The sequence below is a fragment of the Streptomyces sp. NPDC048507 genome, assembly GCF_043199995.1.
In the GTDB taxonomy this organism is placed as follows: Bacteria; Actinomycetota; Actinomycetes; order Streptomycetales; family Streptomycetaceae; genus Streptomyces.
The window spans coordinates 86864-102791 of record NZ_JBICWZ010000005.1; the positions used below are offsets into that span (position 1 = coordinate 86864).

At 71.5% G+C, this 15928-nt stretch carries 16 protein-coding genes and 1 riboswitch; of the genes, 5 read left to right on the forward strand and 11 right to left on the reverse strand.

Annotated elements, in window-relative coordinates; translation table 11 throughout:
* Positions 1-10 precede the first annotated feature (10 nt).
* From ACGFXC_RS16370 to ACGFXC_RS16385, 4 genes are all read left to right on the forward strand, one after another.
* On the forward strand, positions 11-622 hold the full coding sequence (locus ACGFXC_RS16370; protein WP_393713303.1) for a hypothetical protein: 612 nt from the start codon (positions 11-13) through the stop codon (positions 620-622).
* 89 nt (positions 623-711) lie between these two features.
* Complete coding sequence (locus tag ACGFXC_RS16375; protein ID WP_393713304.1) at positions 712-942, forward strand: ferredoxin; 231 nt, start codon at positions 712-714, stop codon at positions 940-942.
* Positions 932-2326, forward strand: a complete 1395-nt coding sequence (locus ACGFXC_RS16380; protein WP_393713306.1) for an NAD(P)/FAD-dependent oxidoreductase — start codon at positions 932-934, stop codon at positions 2324-2326. Before ACGFXC_RS16375 ends, ACGFXC_RS16380 begins: the two co-directional genes overlap by 11 nt.
* A 48-nt stretch (positions 2327-2374) precedes the next feature.
* Positions 2375-3622: a cytochrome P450 gene (locus ACGFXC_RS16385; protein WP_393713307.1), complete on the forward strand. Its 1248-nt coding sequence runs from the start codon at positions 2375-2377 to the stop codon at positions 3620-3622.
* A 21-nt stretch (positions 3623-3643) separates the two neighbouring features.
* On the opposite strand, the gene ACGFXC_RS16390 is transcribed toward ACGFXC_RS16385, so the two are convergent.
* From ACGFXC_RS16390 to rpsB, 9 genes are all read right to left on the reverse strand, one after another.
* A complete protein-coding gene (locus ACGFXC_RS16390) occupies positions 3644-4669 on the reverse strand; it encodes an ABC transporter ATP-binding protein (RefSeq protein ID WP_393713309.1) in 1026 nt (341 codons plus the stop codon).
* Complete coding sequence (locus tag ACGFXC_RS16395) at positions 4669-6285, reverse strand: ABC transporter permease (RefSeq protein ID WP_393713783.1); 1617 nt, start codon at positions 6283-6285, stop codon at positions 4669-4671. The genes ACGFXC_RS16390 and ACGFXC_RS16395 overlap by 1 nt, the downstream gene beginning before the upstream one ends.
* Positions 6286-6341: 56 nt before the next feature.
* Positions 6342-7442 (reverse strand): thiamine ABC transporter substrate binding subunit, encoded by a 1101-nt coding sequence (locus ACGFXC_RS16400; RefSeq protein WP_393713311.1) that lies wholly within the window; start codon positions 7440-7442, stop codon positions 6342-6344.
* A gap of 85 nt (positions 7443-7527) precedes the next feature.
* Positions 7528-7637: riboswitch (TPP riboswitch) on the reverse strand.
* Between the two features lie 58 nt (positions 7638-7695).
* Positions 7696-8811, reverse strand: coding sequence for a 23S rRNA (adenine(2503)-C(2))-methyltransferase RlmN (gene rlmN / locus ACGFXC_RS16405; protein WP_351818275.1), 1116 nt, complete (start codon positions 8809-8811; stop codon positions 7696-7698).
* 168 nt (positions 8812-8979) lie between these two features.
* Complete coding sequence (locus ACGFXC_RS16410) at positions 8980-10056, reverse strand: phosphatidate cytidylyltransferase (RefSeq protein WP_393713313.1); 1077 nt, start codon at positions 10054-10056, stop codon at positions 8980-8982.
* Positions 10056-10613, reverse strand: coding sequence for a ribosome recycling factor (gene frr / locus ACGFXC_RS16415; protein ID WP_351818270.1), 558 nt, complete (start codon positions 10611-10613; stop codon positions 10056-10058). Before frr ends, ACGFXC_RS16410 begins: the two co-directional genes overlap by 1 nt.
* 97 nt (positions 10614-10710) lie before the next feature.
* Positions 10711-11490: a UMP kinase gene (gene pyrH, locus ACGFXC_RS16420; RefSeq protein WP_393713315.1), complete on the reverse strand. Its 780-nt coding sequence runs from the start codon at positions 11488-11490 to the stop codon at positions 10711-10713.
* A 162-nt stretch (positions 11491-11652) separates the two neighbouring features.
* Positions 11653-12489, reverse strand: coding sequence for a translation elongation factor Ts (tsf, locus tag ACGFXC_RS16425; protein WP_393713316.1), 837 nt, complete (start codon positions 12487-12489; stop codon positions 11653-11655).
* A gap of 139 nt (positions 12490-12628) precedes the next feature.
* Entirely contained in the window at positions 12629-13534 is a 906-nt protein-coding gene (gene rpsB / locus ACGFXC_RS16430) for a 30S ribosomal protein S2 (protein ID WP_393713318.1), read from the reverse strand.
* Between the two features lie 251 nt (positions 13535-13785).
* Here rpsB and ACGFXC_RS16435 point away from each other — a divergent pair, with 251 nt between their 5' ends.
* Complete coding sequence (locus ACGFXC_RS16435; protein WP_393713320.1) at positions 13786-14262, forward strand: M23 family metallopeptidase; 477 nt, start codon at positions 13786-13788, stop codon at positions 14260-14262.
* On the opposite strand, the gene ACGFXC_RS16440 is transcribed toward ACGFXC_RS16435, so the two are convergent.
* Together ACGFXC_RS16440 and whiG are read right to left on the reverse strand one after the other, a co-directional pair.
* The gene (locus tag ACGFXC_RS16440; RefSeq protein ID WP_393713785.1) at positions 14259-14852 is read right to left on the reverse strand and encodes a TetR/AcrR family transcriptional regulator; all 594 of its coding nucleotides are present in this window, start codon (positions 14850-14852) and stop codon (positions 14259-14261) included. The genes ACGFXC_RS16435 and ACGFXC_RS16440 overlap by 4 nt on opposite strands.
* Positions 14853-14936: 84 nt before the next feature.
* On the reverse strand, positions 14937-15773 hold the full coding sequence (gene whiG, locus ACGFXC_RS16445) for an RNA polymerase sigma factor WhiG (RefSeq protein WP_393713321.1): 837 nt from the start codon (positions 15771-15773) through the stop codon (positions 14937-14939).
* Between the last annotated feature and the right edge of the window lie 155 nt (positions 15774-15928).

The following is a 15928-nucleotide window of genomic DNA, read 5'->3' on the forward strand; positions in this document are numbered from 1 at the left end:
TGCTGGGTGCATGGAGACCACGACCGCCCGGATGGAGACGCCACGCGCCGCGGGAGCGGCGGGCGTCCTCTTCGCGCTGCTGCTGGCGGCCTCGATCGTCCTGATGCGGTACGCGCTCCCGTCGGACGCCGCCCACGCCCCGGTCGACCCCGGCCGCCGCTGGGCGGTGAGCGCGGCCCTGGAGATCGTGCCCTTCGCGGGGATCTTCTTCCTCTGGTTCATGGGGGCGCTGCGCGCGCACACCGGTGCGGCCGAGGACCGGTTCGTCGCCACCGTCTTCCTCGGCAGCGGCTTCGTCTTCGCCGCCGCCCTGTTCGTCGCCGCCGCCGCCGCGGGCACCGTCCTGGCGGAGAGCACCAGCACCGCGCCCTCCGGTTTCGGCCGCTCCTTCGCGTACACGGTGCTGACCACGTACGGGATGCGGATGGCGGCCGTGTTCGTCTTCGCGACCTCGACCATCGGCCGCCGGCTCGGCGTCTTCCCGCACGCCCTGGCCGTGCTGGGCTACGGGGTGGGGCTGGTGCTGCTCCTGGTGGGCTCCAGCGTGCCCTGGTCCGAGCTGGTCTTCCCGGCCTGGGCGCTGGCCATCAGCCTCTACATCCTGCGCGTGAGCAGGCTGTAGCCCTCCCGGCAGGCGGCCTCCCCCCGGTCCGTGCATTCTGGAATTCGGGGGTGACGGGGGTGTTCGGGCCACGGAAGGGCTGATGCCTCATGAGGCTTGTCGTCGACCTCAACCGCTGCCAGGGCTACGCGCAGTGCGCGTTCCTCGCTCCTGACGTGTTCGCCATGCACGGCGACGAGTCACTGCTCTACGATCCGCAGGCCTCGGACGACCAGCGGGAGAACGTCGAGCGCGCCGTCCACGCCTGCCCCGTGCGGGCCATTCTCGTGGACGCGATGAACGGTTCCCTGTCCACCCCGGAGGCGAGCGGTGAGCGGTGACGCGGCCCTGGAACGGCTCAAGCGCGAAGGACGCATCGTGGTGGTCGGCGCCTCGCTGGCCGGTCTGCGGGCCGCCGAGACCATGCGGGAGAAGGGGTTCGCCGGCTCCCTGACGATGATCGGCGACGAACCGTACGAACCCTACGACCGGCCCCCGCTGTCCAAGCAGGTGCTGCTCGGCAAGGCCACGGCGGACCGCACCCTGCTCCCCCGCCGCCTCGACATCGACGCCAAGTGGCGGCTCGGGGTGCCCGCGAGCGGCCTGGACATGGCCGCCCGCAGGGTGCTGCTCGCCGACGGCGACGCGGTGGAGTACGACCGGCTGCTGATCGCGACCGGAGTACGGGCGCGCCCGTGGCCGCACGAGGACCAGGGGTCGCTGGAAGGGGTCTTCGTGCTCCGCACCCGCGACGACGCCATCGGCCTGGAACGGGCCCTGGCGGCCGGCCCCCGGCGGGTGCTCGTGATCGGCGCAGGGTTCACCGGCTCGGAGATCGCCTCCGCCTGCCGGGAGCGGGACATCCCCGTGACGGTCGCCGAGCGCGGCGGAGCCCCCCTGGTCGGGGCGCTCGGCGGGGTGATCGGCGAAGTGGCGGCGGGCCTGCACCGCGAGCACGGCGTCGACCTGCGGACCGGGGTCATGGTGACCGGCCTGGAGGGCGATTCCTCGGGGCGGGTGCGCGCGGCGCACCTGTCGGACGGCAGCTCGCTGGAGGCCGACGTCGTCATCGTCTCCCTCGGCGCGATGCGCAACACCGAATGGCTGGCCGGCTCCGGCCTCGGGGCGGGCCCGCGCGGCATCGCCTGCGACGCGGGCTGCCGGGCGTTCGACATCCGGGGCATCGTCACGGACGACATCTACGTGGCGGGTGACGTGGCCCGCTCCCCGCACGCGCTGTTCGGCTACCAGTTCCTGTCCCTGGAGCACTGGGGCAACGCGGTGGCCCAGGCCGAGACGGCCGCGCACAACATGCTCAGCGAGAGCGTGGACCGGCGCCCCCACCTGTGGGTCCCGGCGTTCTGGTCCTCCCAGTTCGGCATCAACATCAAGTCGGTCGGCGTGCCGTCGATGGGCACGGAGATCCTCATCGCCCAGGGCTCCCGCGACGAGCGGCGCTTCACCGGCGTCTACGGCTACCAGGGCCGCGTGATCGGGGCGGTGACCTTCGACAACTCCCGCTGGCTGGACTTCTACCAGCGGCAGATCGAGGAGACGGCTCCCTTCCCGCCACCGTTCCCCACGATGGACCGGCGCCCCGAGGGCAACAAGCCGCTCCCCGCGGACTTCCCGGACCCGTCGGTGCCCACCCACGGCCCGACGATCACGCTCAGCGGGTACTCGCCGGCCGACCGGCGGATCACGTTCACCCCTGCCCGCCACTGACCCGGCCGCGCCCTCCACCGAGGAGCACGAGGAGCACGAGGACCCCTCATGACCCAAGACATCCTGCGGCAGATCCTGGACTACTCCAACCGGGCCGACCCGTACCCGCTCTACACGGAGCTCCGCAAGACCCCGGTCTACCACGACGGTTCCGGTCCGTTCGTCGTCAGCACGTACTACGACATCCAGGGCCTGCTCCACGACCCGAGGATCAGTTCCGACGCCCGCAACCTGGCCGCGTCGGCCCACGATCCGCTGGCCGAGCCGGGCGAGGAGGAGGAAACGGTCCTGCCGCCGTCCTTCCTCAAGCTCGACCCGCCGGAGCACGACCGGCTGCGCCGCATGACCAACCGGCCCTTCGGGCCCCCGCACTCGCCGCACCGCGTCCACGACATGCGCGGCGAGCTGCACGACATCGTCGGCGGACTGATCGACGGGATCGCGCAGAACGGCAATGCCGCGGAGATCGACCTGGTCGAGCAGTTCTCCTATCCCTTCCCGGTGACGGTGATCTGCCGGCTGCTCGGCGTGCCCAGCGAGGACGAGCCCAAGTTCCACGTGTGGGCGGACACCCTCGCGGCCAGCCTGGACCCGGACCCCGACGCCGACCCCAAGGAACGCGAGCGGCGCACCCACGACTCCCGCATGGAACTGGGCATGTACCTGTCCGGGCTGATCGAGGAGCGGCGCAAGAACCCGAAGGGCGACATGCTCTCGGAGCTGGCCGCGGGGGGCGGGCCGGACGGCACGATGACCACGATGGAGGTGCTGAGCACCGCGGCCCTGCTGCTCATCGCCGGTCACGAGACCACCGTCAACCTGATCACCAACGGCATGCTGACGCTGCTGCGCCACCCCGAGGTCCTGGAGCGGCTGCGCACCGATCCGGAGCTCTCCGTCCCGCTCGTGGAGGAACTGCTGCGCTACGAGCCCCCGGTGCAGCTGGTGCCGCAGCGCACCACGCTGGCGGACGTCGAGGTCCGTGGGGTGACCGTCCCCAAGGGTGCCTCCCTCTGGCTGGTCCTGGCCGCCGGCAACCGCGACCCCCTGCGGTTCGAGGACCCCGACCGCTTCGACCCGGACCGCAAGGACGTCCAGCACCTGGGTCTGGGCAGCGGCATCCACAGCTGCTTCGGGGCGCCGCTGGCCCGGCAGGAGGCACAGCTGGCGCTGAGCGAGCTGGCCCGCAGGCTGGAGAACCCCCGGCTGCTGGCCGACCCGCCCCCGTACCGCCAGAACGCGGTGCTCCGCGGTCCGCGCCACCTGCCGATCGCCTGCGACGGCATCAGGCCCTGACGGACCCGCGCCGCGCCGGCCTCATGGGGCCCCGGGCAGGACGACCACCTCGGACGGGCTGAAGCCCACCGAGACCCGGTCGCCCACGGCCGGGGCCCCCGCCAGATCGCACTCCGCCTCCAGCACCGGGCCGGCCTCCGGCCGCAGCAGCAGGGCCACATGGGTGCCGCGGAAGGTACGGGAGACCACCTCGCAGCGCAGGCCGTCCTCGGCGAGCACCACCCCGGCCGGGCGGATCAGAAGATTCCGCTCGCCTTCCGGGGCTCCCGCGGCCACCGGGACCTTCCCCCAGGGCGTCGCGGCCGCGCCGCCCGCCACCGTCGCCGGGACCACGTTGTCGAAGCCGAGGAAGCGCGCGACGAACTCCGAGGCCGGACGCTGCCACACCTCCAGCGGGGTCCCCGCCTGCGCGATCCGTCCCTCCCGCATCACCACCACCCGGTCGGCGAGGGCGAAGGCCTCGCCCTGGTCGTGGGTGACGGCGAGCACGGTGGTGCCCAGCCGGGAGAAGAGCGAGCGCAGCTCCACGACGAGCCGCTCCCGCAGCCCCCGGTCGAGCTGACCCAGCGGCTCGTCCAGCATCAGCAGCCGCGGCGAGGGCGCCAGGGCCCGGGCCAGGGCCACCCGCTGCTGCTCGCCGCCCGACAGCGAGGCCACCGCCCGGCCCTGCGCGCCCGGCAGCCCGACCAGCTCCAGCAGCTCGGCGACCCGGGCCTGCCGGGTGCCGCCCGGCGCACCCCGCATCCGCAGGCCGAAGCCGACGTTCCCGCCGACGTCCCGGTGCGGGAACAGCTGGTGGTCCTGGAACATCAGGCCCACCCCGCGCCGGTGCACCGCCACCGCGGCCTGGTCGGCGCCGCCGAGCAGCACCCGGCCGCCGGACACCGGCTGGAGACCGGCCACCACCCGCAGCAGCGTCGACTTGCCGCTGCCGCTCGGCCCGAGGACGCAGACGACCTCGTGCTCGGCGACCGCCAGGTCCACCGCGTCCACGACCGCCCGGTCGCCGAAGCGGACCGACACCCCTTCGAGCCGGAGCAGGGTCATCAGAACTCTCCCGAGGTCTTGTCGGGGCGCAGCCGCTCCAGCACCAGCAGGGACACCGCGCACACCAGCATCAAAATCGTGCTCAGGGCCATGGCCTGGCCGTAGTTCATCTCCCCGGCCCGCCCCAGCAGCCGCGCCACGGCCACCGGAAGCGTCGGGTGGTCGGGCCGGGCGATGAACACCGTCGCCCCGAACTCGCCCAGCGAGACCGCGAAGGCGAAGCCCGCCGCGATCAGCAGGGCCCGCCGCACCAGCGGCAGGTCCACCTCCCGCCAGGCCCGCAGCGGCGACGCGCCCAGCACCGCCGCCGCCTCCCGCAGCCGGCCGTCCACGGCCCGCAGCACGGGCAGCATCGTCCGCACCACGAACGGCACCCCGACCAGCGCCTGCGCCAGCGGCACCAGGATCCAGGAGGTGCGCAGGTCCAGCGGCGGCTCGTCCAGAGTGATCAGGAAACCGAAGCCCACCGTCACGGCGGACACCCCGAGCGGCAGCATGAGCAGCGCATCGAAGCCCCGTACGAAGCGCCCCCCGCGCCGGGTCAGCGCGGCGGCGGCGAGCCCGCCGACGGCCAGGGCGATGGCGGTGGCGGCGAGCGCGTACTGCAGGGAGTTCCAGATGGCCTCCAGCGGCGGCACCAGGAAGGTTCCGCCACCGGCGCCCGCGTCCTGGAGCGCCCGGTAGAAGCCCAGCCCGTACCCGCCGGGCGCGTCGAAGGACCGCTCCACCAGCACCGCCAGCGGCGCCACGATGAGCAGCAGCACCGTCAGCAGCACCCCGCCGAGCAGCGCGCGCTGCGCCGCTCCGCGCGGCGGGTGAGCGGTGCGCCCCGGGTCCACGAGCCGCAGGGCGCCCTCCCGCCGGCGCACGGTCCAGGCGTGCACGGCGAGGATCAGGCCGACCGCGGCGAACTGCACCATGGTCAGCACCGCGGCCGTCGGCAGGTCCAGCAGCTGCGCGGTCTGCCGGTAGACCTCCACCTCCAGGGTGGAGTACGAGGGCCCGCCCAGGATCTGCACGACGCCGAAGGAGGTGAAGGTGAACAGGAACACCATCAGCGCGGCGGCGGCGACGGCGGGCGCGAGCGCGGGCAGGGTCACCCGCCGCCACGCGGCGAAGCGGCCGGCGCCCAGCACCCGGGCGGCCTCCTCCTGGCGCGGGTCGAGCTGGGCCCACAGCCCGCCGACCGTCCGCACGACGACGGCGTAGTTGAAGAAGACGTGCGCGAGCAGGATCGCCCAGACGGTGGTGTCCAGCCGGACGCCCCACAGCTCGTCCAGCAGTCCGCCGCGCCCGACCAGGGCGAGGAAGGCCGTGCCGACGACCACGGTCGGCAGCACGAACGGGACGGTGACCAGCGCGCGCAGCAGCTGTTTGCCCGGGAACTCGAACCGCGCGAAGACGTACGCGCCGGGCAGTGCGAGCAACAGGGTCAGCGCGGTGGAGGCCAGGGCCTGCCAGGTGGTGAACCACAGCACGCCGGCGATGTCCGGACGGGCCAGGACCTCGCCGACGCGGCCGAACTGCCAGCCCGCGTCCGTCTTGAGCCCGCGCCCGACGATCGCGGCGACGGGATAGGCGAAGAACAGCCCGAAGAAGGCGAGCGGCACGGCCATCAGGGCCAGCCGGACGGCCGTGGCGCGCCCGCCCTCCTTCGGGGAGTCCTGCCGCACTACTTCACGACGAGCGCTGACCATGCCTTGACCCACTGCTCACGGTTCTTGGCGATGGCGTCGGGAGCGACCGTTTCCGGCTTCTCGACGACCGCGCCGTGCTTCGTGAACACCTCCGGCAGCTTCGCGTCCTTGACCACCGGGTTCACGAACATCTGGAGCGGCATGTCCTCCTGGAACTTCTTGCTCACCAGGAAGTCGACGAGGGCCTTGCCGCCCTCCTCGTTCTTCGCGCCCTTGAGCAGGCCCGCGAACTCGACCTGGCGGAAGCAGGTGCCGGTGGCCACGCCCGTGGGCGCCTCGGCGGGCTGCGGCTCGCCGTAGAGGACCTCGACCGGCGGGCTGGAGGCGTACGAGACGACCAGCGGCCGGTCGCCCTTGGCCTTCTTGCCGCCCGCGGAGCCGGAGAAGCGCTCGTTGTAGGCCTGCTCCCAGCCGTCGACGACCTCGACGCCGTTGGCCTTCAGCTTGCTCCAGTAGTCCTTCCAGCCGTCGTCCCCGTACTTTCCGACGGAGGCGAGCAGGAAGCCGAGGCCGGGCGAGGAGGTCGCGGCGTTCTCGGTGACCAGCAGGTTCTTGTACTCCGGCTTGAGCAGGTCGTCCAGGGTCTGCGGCGGGGCGATCTTCTTGTCGGCGAAGTACTGCTTGTCGTAGTTGACGCAGATGTCGCCGGAGTCGACGGGGGTGACCCGGTGCTGCTGGTCGAGCACGAACTCCGGCTTGACCTGGTCGAGGCCCTTGGCCTGGTACGGGGTGAAGATCCCGTTGTCGAGGGCGCGCGAGAGCAGCGTGTTGTCGACGCCGAAGAAGACGTCGCCGCGGGGGGAGCCCTTGGTGAGGATCTCCTGGTTCAGCGCGGCGCCGGCGTCCCCGGACTTCAGGACCTTGACGGTGTAGCCGCTCTGCTGCTCGAACTCCTTGAGGACCGTGTCGGTCACGTTGAAGGAGTCGTGGGAGACGAGGGTGACCGTCTTGCCCTTCGGGGCGTCGACCGGGCCCGACGGCTTGCCCTTGGCGTCGCCGCCGCCGCAGGCGCTGAGCGTGGTGATGCCCAGTGCGGCCGCGAGCGCGGCGCCCGCGATCTTCTTGGTGGTGCTCACTGGTGAATTCCTCCTGGGATGTCCAGGAGAAGACGCGGCCCTGCCCGGCGCTCTGTGGGAGCGGACGCCGGGCAGGGCGCAACAGCTTGAGTGATGACCGAACTTCCTACCCCGAATGACCGGGGCGAGGTTCAGAGGGTCTGCGGATGACGGTTACCGCACTCTCAGCGCTGTGGCGCTCCCCTGTCGGAATGATGAAGTTGTCCGGCCACAGGGTACCCCGTGGCCGATTGTGAGCGTTCCTGGCCGGAATCTAGCGCTCGGAGGCGGCCAGCTGGCCGCACGCGCCGTCGATCTCCTGGCCACGGGTGTCCCGTACGGTCACGGGTACGCCGTGCCGCGCGATGGCCTCGACGAAGGCCTTCTCGTCCTCGGGACGCGAGGCGGTCCACTTCGAGCCCGGCGTCGGGTTCAGCGGGATCAGGTTGACGTGCACGCGCTTGCCCTTGAGCAGCCTGCCGAGCAGGTCACCGCGCCACGCCTGGTCGTTGATGTCACGGATCAGCGCGTACTCGATGGAGATGCGGCGGCCGGACTTCTCCGCGTACTCCCAGGCCGCGCCGAGGACCTCGCGGACGTTCCAGCGGGTGTTCACCGGGACGAGGGTGTCGCGCAGCTCGTCGTCCGGGGCGTGCAGCGAGACGGCGAGGCGGCACTTGAAGCCCTCGTCGGCGAACCGCAGCATGGCCGGGACCAGGCCGACGGTCGAGACGGTGATGCCGCGCTGCGACAGGCCCAGACCGTCGGGCTCCGGGTCGGTGAGCCGGCGGATGGCGCCGACCACGCGGTTGTAGTTGGCGAGCGGCTCGCCCATGCCCATGAAGACGATGTTGGAAAGCCGCGCCGGGCCACCGGGGACCTCGCCGTCGCGCAGGGCGCGCATGCCGTCGACGATCTGGTGCACGATCTCGGCGGTGGAGAGGTTGCGGTCCAGACCGGCCTGGCCCGTGGCGCAGAACGGGCAGTTCATGCCGCAGCCGGCCTGCGAGGAGATGCACATGGTGACCCGGTCGGGGTAGCGCATCAGCACGGACTCGACGAGCGTGCCGTCGTGCAGCTTCCACAGGGTCTTGCGGGTGGTGTCCTCGTCGCACGAGATGTGCCGGATCACCGACATCAGGTCGGGCAGCAGCTCCTGCTGGAGCTTCTCGCGCGAGCCCGCGGGGATGTCGGTCCACTCGGCCGGGTCGTGCGCGTAGCGCGCGAAGTAGTGCTGGGAGAGCTGCTTGGCCCGGAACGGCTTCTCGCCGATCGCGGCCACCGCCTCCCGGCGCTCGGCCGGGGTCAGGTCGGCGAGGTGGCGGGGCGGCTTCTTGGCCCCGCGAGGGGCGACGAAGGTGAGCTCTCCCGGGACGGGACGGGGGGCCATGGGTGGTACTCCTCAAGTCTGACGAACCCTGCGCGGGCGACCTCCGCGCACGAGCGGAGTCGATGTGATGGCACGCCCGGTGCCCGGAGAGCTCACGGGTCCATCCCCGCAGAAGCGGGAAAGCGCGCCACGTGTCGGTGGCGCGCTTTCCAGGATAACCCGGACGGGTCAGCCGGTGCCGACGAAGGCCGCCAGCAGCAGCCAGACCACCGGGGCGGTCGGCAGCAGCGAGTCGAGCCGGTCCATGATGCCGCCGTGGCCCGGGAGCAGCGTGCCCATGTCCTTGATCCCGAGGTCCCGCTTGATCATCGACTCGCCCAGGTCGCCCAGGGTGGCGCTGACCGCGACCGTCAGGCCCAGCAGCAGGCCCTGCCACCAGGCACCGCCGTCGATCAGGAACTCCATGCACAGCGCGCCGGCCACCATCGCGAAGGCCACCGCCCCGAAGAGCCCCTCGCGGGTCTTGCCGGGGCTGATGCGCGGCGCCAGCTTGGTCTTGCCGAAGCGCCAGCCGACCGCGTACGCCCCCGTGTCGCTGACCACGGTCAGGACCAGGAAGGTGACCACCCGCTGGGGGCCGTCGTCGGCGGTGAGCAGCATCGCCACGAAGGTGGCGAGGAACGGCACGTAGAACGCCGCGAAGACGCCGGCCGTGACGTCCTTGAGGTAGTCCTCGGGCGGTTCGGTCATCCGCCAGACGAGCACCGCCAGCGCGGTGAGCGCCATCGCCACCCAGGCGCCCTCGGCGCCGCGGACGTATCCGGCGATGACCATGGCCGCGCCGCCGACCGCGAGCGGGACGAGCGGGGCCTTGATGCCCTTCTTCTCCTGGAGCCGGGAGGTGAGCTCCCACAGGCCGACCACGACGGCGACGACGATCACGCCGACGAAGACCGCCTTGACGATGAACAGCGAAGCGAAGATCACCGCACCGAGGCCGACACCGACCCCTATGGCGGCACGCAGATCCCGCCCCGCGCGCTTCTTCGGCGGTGGCGGGGAGGCGTCCTGCGGTGCCTGCGAAGGCGGAGGCGGGGGGCTGGGCATGGGCTCCTGCGGCGGCGTCTCGGCGCGGAACGGGGGGCCGCCGAAGGTGGCGGCCCCCCGATCGCGTGCTTCCCGGTCGTCGAAGTCACGGCCGGCGGCATCGGGCACGATGGGCATGGGCCGAGTGTGCGGGCCCACCAGCGCATCGTATGCGGGACCCGCCGCGACCGGCTCCGCGGCCCAGGGAGAGTCGTTCATCAGACCTCGAGCAGCTCGGATTCCTTGTGCTTCAGCAGCTCGTCCACCTGCGCGACGTACTTCGCGGTGGTGTCGTCGAGCTCCTTCTCCGCGCGGCGCACCTCGTCCTCGCCGGCTTCCTTGTCCTTGACGAGCTTGTCGAGGGCGTCCTTGGCCTTGCGGCGGACGGCGCGGATGGAGACCTTGGAGTCCTCGGCCTTGGTGCGCGCGACCTTGATGTACTCCTTGCGGCGGTCCTGCGTCAGCTCGGGGAAGGTCACCCGGATGATGCGGCCGTCGTTGCTCGGGTTGACACCGAGGTCGGAGTCGCGGATGGCCTGCTCGATGTTGCGCAGGGCGGACGAGTCGAACGGCGTCACGATCGCCATGCGCGGCTCGGGCACCGCGAACGACGCGAGCTGGTTGATGGGCGTGATGGCACCGTAGTAGTCCGCCACGATCTTGTTGAACATGGCCGGGTGCGCACGTCCCGTGCGAATCGCCGCGAAGTCTTCCTTGGCGACGACGACGGCCTTCTCCATCTTCTCCTCGGCCTCGAGGAGGATTTCTTCGATCACCACGTGCTCCTGCATGTCAGATATGGATGGTTCAGGCGGGCGGGGGCGGTGCGAGCCGCCCGGACCGGGCCCGGCCGGAGCCGGACCGCGGTGGGGCTCAGACCCGGGTGCCCTGGTCGCTCACGAGCGTGCCGATCTTCTCACCCTTGACGGCGCGGGCGATATTGCCCTCGGCGAGCAGTTCGAAGACCAGGATCGGCAGGGCGTTGTCGCGGCACAGCGTGATGGCCGTGGCGTCGGCGACCTTGAGGTCCCGGGACAGCACCTCGCTGTACTCCAGCGCGTCGAACTTCACCGCGCCCGGATTGGTCTTCGGGTCGGAGTCGTAGACCCCGTCGACGCCGTTCTTGCCCATGAGGAGGGCTTCGGCGTCGATCTCCAGGGCGCGCTGGGCGGCCGTGGTGTCGGTGGAGAAGTAGGGCATGCCCATACCGGCGCCGAAGATCACGACGCGGCCCTTCTCCAGGTGGCGGACGGCGCGCAGCGGGATGTACGGCTCCGCGACCTGGCCCATGGTGATGGCGGTTTGGACGCGGCTGTCGATGCCCTCCTTCTCCAGGAAGTCCTGGAGGGCGAGGCAGTTCATGACGGTGCCGAGCATGCCCATGTAGTCGGACCGGGCCCGGTCCATGCCGCGCTGCTGCAGCTCGGCGCCGCGGAAGAAGTTGCCGCCGCCGATGACGATCGCGATCTCGGCGCCGTCTCGGACCACGGCCGCGATCTCGCGGGCGATGGCGTGCACGACGTCGGGGTCGACACCCAGCCCGCCGCCGCCGGAGAAGGCTTCGCCGGACAGCTTCAGCATGAAGCGGCGGCCCTTCTTCTCGTGGTCGCTCTTGTCGTCGGAAGCGGTGTGGGGGTCCACGCCCTGATTCATGGAGATCTCCTCGTGCACATACGAAGAAGGCCATTGCCGGTGGGTCCTCGCGGTTCCCTCTTCGGCAATGGCCTCCTCGTCAGATCTGCGGTCGCCTCGCGCGTGCGCGGACGACTGCTTCAGACCCTACCGGGGTCCGGTGTCCGTCGCGTACGGACGGACTCAGATGCCGACCTTGATGCGGGTGAAGCGCTTCAGGGTGACACCGGCCTCGTCCAGAACCTTCTGGACGGACTTCTTGTTGTCCAGCGCGTACGGCTGGCCGAGCAGCGTGGCGTCCTTGAAGAAGCCGTTGACGCGACCCTCGACGATCTTGGCGATCGCGGCCTCGGGCTTGCCCTCGGCGCGGGTGGTCTCCTCGGCGACGCGGCGCTCGGACTCGACGATCTCGGCCGGGACCTCGTCAGCGGTGAGGTACTTCGGCGCGAAGGCGGCGATGTGCTGGGCGATGCCCTTGGCCAGCTCGGCGTCGGCCTTGTCCAGCTCGACCAGGACACCGATCTGCGGGGGCAGGTCGGGCATGGTGCGGTGCATGTAGGAGGCCACGAAGGCACCCTGGTACGCCGCGAAGCGGTCCAGGACGATCTTCTCGCCGAGGTTGGCGTTGGCCTCGTCCACGAACGCCTGGACGGTCTTGCCGGCCTCGATCTCGGACGCCAGCAGCGCCTCGATGTCGGCGGGGGCGGTGGCGGCCACGTGGGCGGCGAGCTGGTCGGCGACGGCCAGGAACTTCGGGCTCTTGGCCACGAAGTCGGTCTCGCACTTGAGCTCGACGAGCACGCCGGAGGTGGCGTCGGCGGCGATGAGGGAGGTGACGGCACCGTTCTCGGCGGAACGGCCCTCGCGCTTGGCGACACCCTTCAGGCCCTTGACGCGCAGGATCTCGTTGGCCTTGGTGACGTCACCGTCGGCCTCGACGAGCGCGTTCTTGCAGTCCAGCATGCCGGCGCCGGTGAGCTCGCGGAGCTTCTTGACGTCAGCGGCGGTGTAGTTCGCCATGAGTCTGTGATTCTCTCTCGAAGTCGTAGATCTACGGGTGAACGGCGGAGGAGTCGCGCTCGTGGCGCGGCTCCCCCGCCGTCATCGTCCGTGCTGCGGGTGCCCGGCGGATGAACGCCGGGCTCCCTCAGTGGGTGGGTCAGGCCTGCTCGGCGTCGGCGGCCGGAGCCTCGACGACGGCCTCGGCCTCGGCCGCGGGGGCCTCGGTCTCGGCAGCGGCCTCGACCGGAGCCTCGGCCGCGGGGGCCTCGGCGTCGTCGGCCTTCTTCTCACCCTCGAGCAGGTCGCGCTCCCACTCGGCGAGCGGCTCGGCGGCGGCCTTCTCGCCCGGCTTCGAGTCACCGGTCGCGGCACCGGAACGGGCGATGAGGCCCTCGGCGACGGCGTCGGCGATCACGCGGGTGAGCAGGGTGACGGAGCGGATCGCGTCGTCGTTGCCCGGGATCTTGTAGTCGACCTCGTCGGGGTCGCAGTTGGTGTCGAGGATCGCGACGACGGGGATGTGCAGCTTGCGCGCCTCACCGACCGCGATGTGCTCCTTCTTGGTGTCGACGATCCAGACGGCGCTGGGAACCTTCGACATCTCGCGGATACCACCGAGGGTCTTCTCCAGCTTGGTCTTCTCGCGGGAGAGGACCAGGAGCTCCTTCTTGGTGAGACCCGAGGCCGCGACGTCCTCGAAGTCGATCGACTCGAGCTCCTTCAGACGCTGCAGGCGCTTGTAGACGGTCGAGAAGTTGGTGAGCATGCCACCGAGCCAACGCTGGTTGACGTAGGGCATGCCGACGCGCGTCGCCTGCTCGGCGATGGCCTCCTGCGCCTGCTTCTTGGTACCGACGAACATGATGGAGCCACCGTGCGCGACGGTCTCCTTCACGAACTCGTAGGCGCGGTCGATGTACGACAGCGACTGCAGCAGGTCGATGATGTAGATGCCGTTGCGCTCCGTGAAGATGAAGCGCTTCATCTTCGGGTTCCAGCGGCGGGTCTGGTGACCGAAGTGGACGCCGCTTTCCAGCAGCTCCCGCATCGTTACGACGGCCATGGCCATCTCCTTGTTTTCTCGGTTTGGTTCCTGACGCCCCGCCGCGCCCTGCCCCGCAGAAGGGACCGAGAGACGCTTTCACCAGGCCGTATCGGGCTGGTGCTGGGGCGTGCGAAGTCGACCCGGTGACCCGGATCGCCACAAGAAGTGTACGGGACCCGGCGGTATGCCGGGTGACGCCTTTGTCCACACCCGGTCGGCCATCCACAGGCACGGCGGTCCGCCCGCGTCCGCGCGGGAGCCTGGTGGGCATGACGACACTGCTGCTCACCGTGATGCTGGCGCTCGCCCAGACCCTCGTACCGGGGGTCCGGCCGCTGCCCCCGCCCCTGTCCGTCGCCCGCTGGTGGGACCCGCCGCCGACGCCCTACGCCGCCGGCCACCGCGGGGTGGACCTGGCGGCCCCGGTCGGGGCGCGGATCCGGGCCGTCGGACCGGGGCGGGTGCACTACGCGGGGCCGGTCGCAGGCCGCGGGGTGCTCTCGCTGACCCTTCCCGGAGGGCTGCGCACGACCTACGAGCCGGTGCGGCCGCTGGTCACGCAGGGGGAGGCCGTGACGGCGGGGCAGGAGGTCGCGGTCCTGACGGCCGGCTCCCACTGTCCCGGACCGTGCCTGCACTGGGGGCTGCTGACCGGGGAGGACGCCTATCTCGACCCGCTCACGCTGCTCCCCCGGCCCACCCCACGGCTGCTCCCCGCGGCGCGGCCGGGGGACGGATCGCCTTAGGGGCGCCCCTGGGACTCGCCGCCCTCGGAGCGCTCGCCCCGCACACCGCGCAGGGCCATGGCGACGGCGGTCTCGGTCACCACCTCGGGGTCCTCGGCGGCGCCGAGCTCGATGCGGCGCACGGCCGCGTCCACGACGCCCTGCAGGAGCATCGCGGCCAGCCGCGGCTCCGCCTGGCCGAGCGCGCCCAGCGCCTCGACGATCATGGCCACCAGACCGCCGTGCGCGGCGCGGATCTTCTCCCGCGCCCCCGCGTCCAGCTCGCTGGCCGAGATCGCCACCACCGCGCGGTGCCGGCGGTCCCCGACCAGCCCCAGCTGGCTGCGCACGTACGCCTCGATCTTGCCCTCCGGCGTCCGGGCCGCCTCCATCGCCGCCTCGATCTCGGCGGCCCACACGGGGAAGTCCACCGCGCACAGCTCTTCGACGACGGCCGCGCGCGACCGGAAGTACTCGTACACGGACGACCGGGCCAGCCCGGTGCGCTCCGCGAGGGCGGGGAAGGTCAGGGCGTCGGTCCCGCCTTCGGACAGCAGGGAACGCGCCGCGTCCAAGAGGGCGCCGCGCTGCATCGACCGGTGCTCGGCCACGGAGGCCGCTCGAATCCTGGGCACGTCACCACTGTACGGAGGGTGCGCAAGGCCCGTGCCCCGGGCGCGGCCCCGCCCGCCGGGTCAGCGGCCGACGTCGGCGAGCTTGGCCCGCAGCTGGAGCACCGACTTGGTGTGGATCTGGCTGACCCGGCTCTCCGTGACGCCCAGCACGTTGCCGATCTCGGCGAGGGTGAGCCCCTCGTAGTAGTAGAGGGTGACCACCGTCTTCTCCCGCTCGGGGAGCGTGTTGATGGCCCGGGCGAGCAGCCGGCGCAGCTCGCGGTCCTCGGCCACCTCCACCGGGTTGTCGGCGGCGTGGTCCTCCAGGGTGTCCATCAGGGACAGCCGGTCGCCGCCCTCCCCGCCGACGTGCAGCAGCTCTTCGAGGGCGACCACGTTGGCGAGGGACAACTGGCTGAAGACCGTGTGGAGTTCCTCCACCCCGATCCCCATCTCGCCCGCGACCTCGCTCTCGGTGGGGGTCCGACGCAGCTGGGCCTCCAGCGTGGCGTAGGCGCGCTCCACCGCCCGCGCCTTCTGCCGCACCGAGCGCGGGATCCAGTCCAGGGCCCGCAGTTCGTCGATCATCGCGCCGCGGATGCGGGTGATCGCGTACGTCTCGAACTTGATGGAGCGTTCGATGTCGAACTTCTCGATCGCGTCGATGAGTCCGAACACGCCGGAGGAGACGAAGTCGGCCTGCTCGACGTTGGGCGGCAGGCCGACGCTGACCCGGCCCGCCACGTACTTCACCAGCGGCGAGTAGTGCAGGATCAGCTGCTCCCGCAGGCGTTCGTCACCCGAGCCCTTGTATGAGCGCCAGAGCAGCTCCAGGGACGAGGGCGCGGTGGACCGCACGCTGCCACGGGCAGCGGGGGGCACCGCAGCGCGGTCGGACCCTGAGGTGTGCTGGGGCATGCTTCGCCTTTGCCGGAGCCGGATTCGTTGGGAGCGTAGCGTGACGGAAGTGTCGCGGTGCGCGAAGAGTACGGGATGACCCGGGGGCCGGGCGGCGTCCGGACTCGCGCGGGCGGCCCGGGACCGGCGCCTGGCGCTCGGTCCCGGCGGCTGCC

Excerpts from the sequence above, each read along its gene's own strand:
- ACGFXC_RS16370 (WP_393713303.1), top strand. The coding sequence starts at position 11 with ATGGAGACCACGACCGCCCGGATGGAGACGCCACGCGCCGCGGGAGCG.
- ACGFXC_RS16375 (WP_393713304.1), top strand. The coding sequence starts at position 712 with ATGAGGCTTGTCGTCGACCTCAACCGCTGCCAGGGCTACGCGCAGTGC.
- ACGFXC_RS16385 (WP_393713307.1), top strand. The coding sequence starts at position 2,375 with ATGACCCAAGACATCCTGCGGCAGATCCTGGACTACTCCAACCGGGCC.
- ACGFXC_RS16390 (WP_393713309.1), bottom strand. The coding sequence starts at position 4,669 with ATGACCCTGCTCCGGCTCGAAGGGGTGTCGGTCCGCTTCGGCGACCGG.
- ACGFXC_RS16395 (WP_393713783.1), bottom strand. The coding sequence starts at position 6,285 with ATGGCCGTGCCGCTCGCCTTCTTCGGGCTGTTCTTCGCCTATCCCGTC.
- rlmN (WP_351818275.1), bottom strand. The coding sequence starts at position 8,811 with ATGGCCCCCCGTCCCGTCCCGGGAGAGCTCACCTTCGTCGCCCCTCGC.
- ACGFXC_RS16410 (WP_393713313.1), bottom strand. The coding sequence starts at position 10,056 with ATGAACGACTCTCCCTGGGCCGCGGAGCCGGTCGCGGCGGGTCCCGCA.
- pyrH (WP_393713315.1), bottom strand. The coding sequence starts at position 11,490 with ATGAATCAGGGCGTGGACCCCCACACCGCTTCCGACGACAAGAGCGAC.
- tsf (WP_393713316.1), bottom strand. The coding sequence starts at position 12,489 with ATGGCGAACTACACCGCCGCTGACGTCAAGAAGCTCCGCGAGCTCACC.
- rpsB (WP_393713318.1), bottom strand. The coding sequence starts at position 13,534 with ATGGCCGTCGTAACGATGCGGGAGCTGCTGGAAAGCGGCGTCCACTTC.
- ACGFXC_RS16435 (WP_393713320.1), top strand. The coding sequence starts at position 13,786 with ATGACGACACTGCTGCTCACCGTGATGCTGGCGCTCGCCCAGACCCTC.
- whiG (WP_393713321.1), bottom strand. The coding sequence starts at position 15,773 with ATGCCCCAGCACACCTCAGGGTCCGACCGCGCTGCGGTGCCCCCCGCT.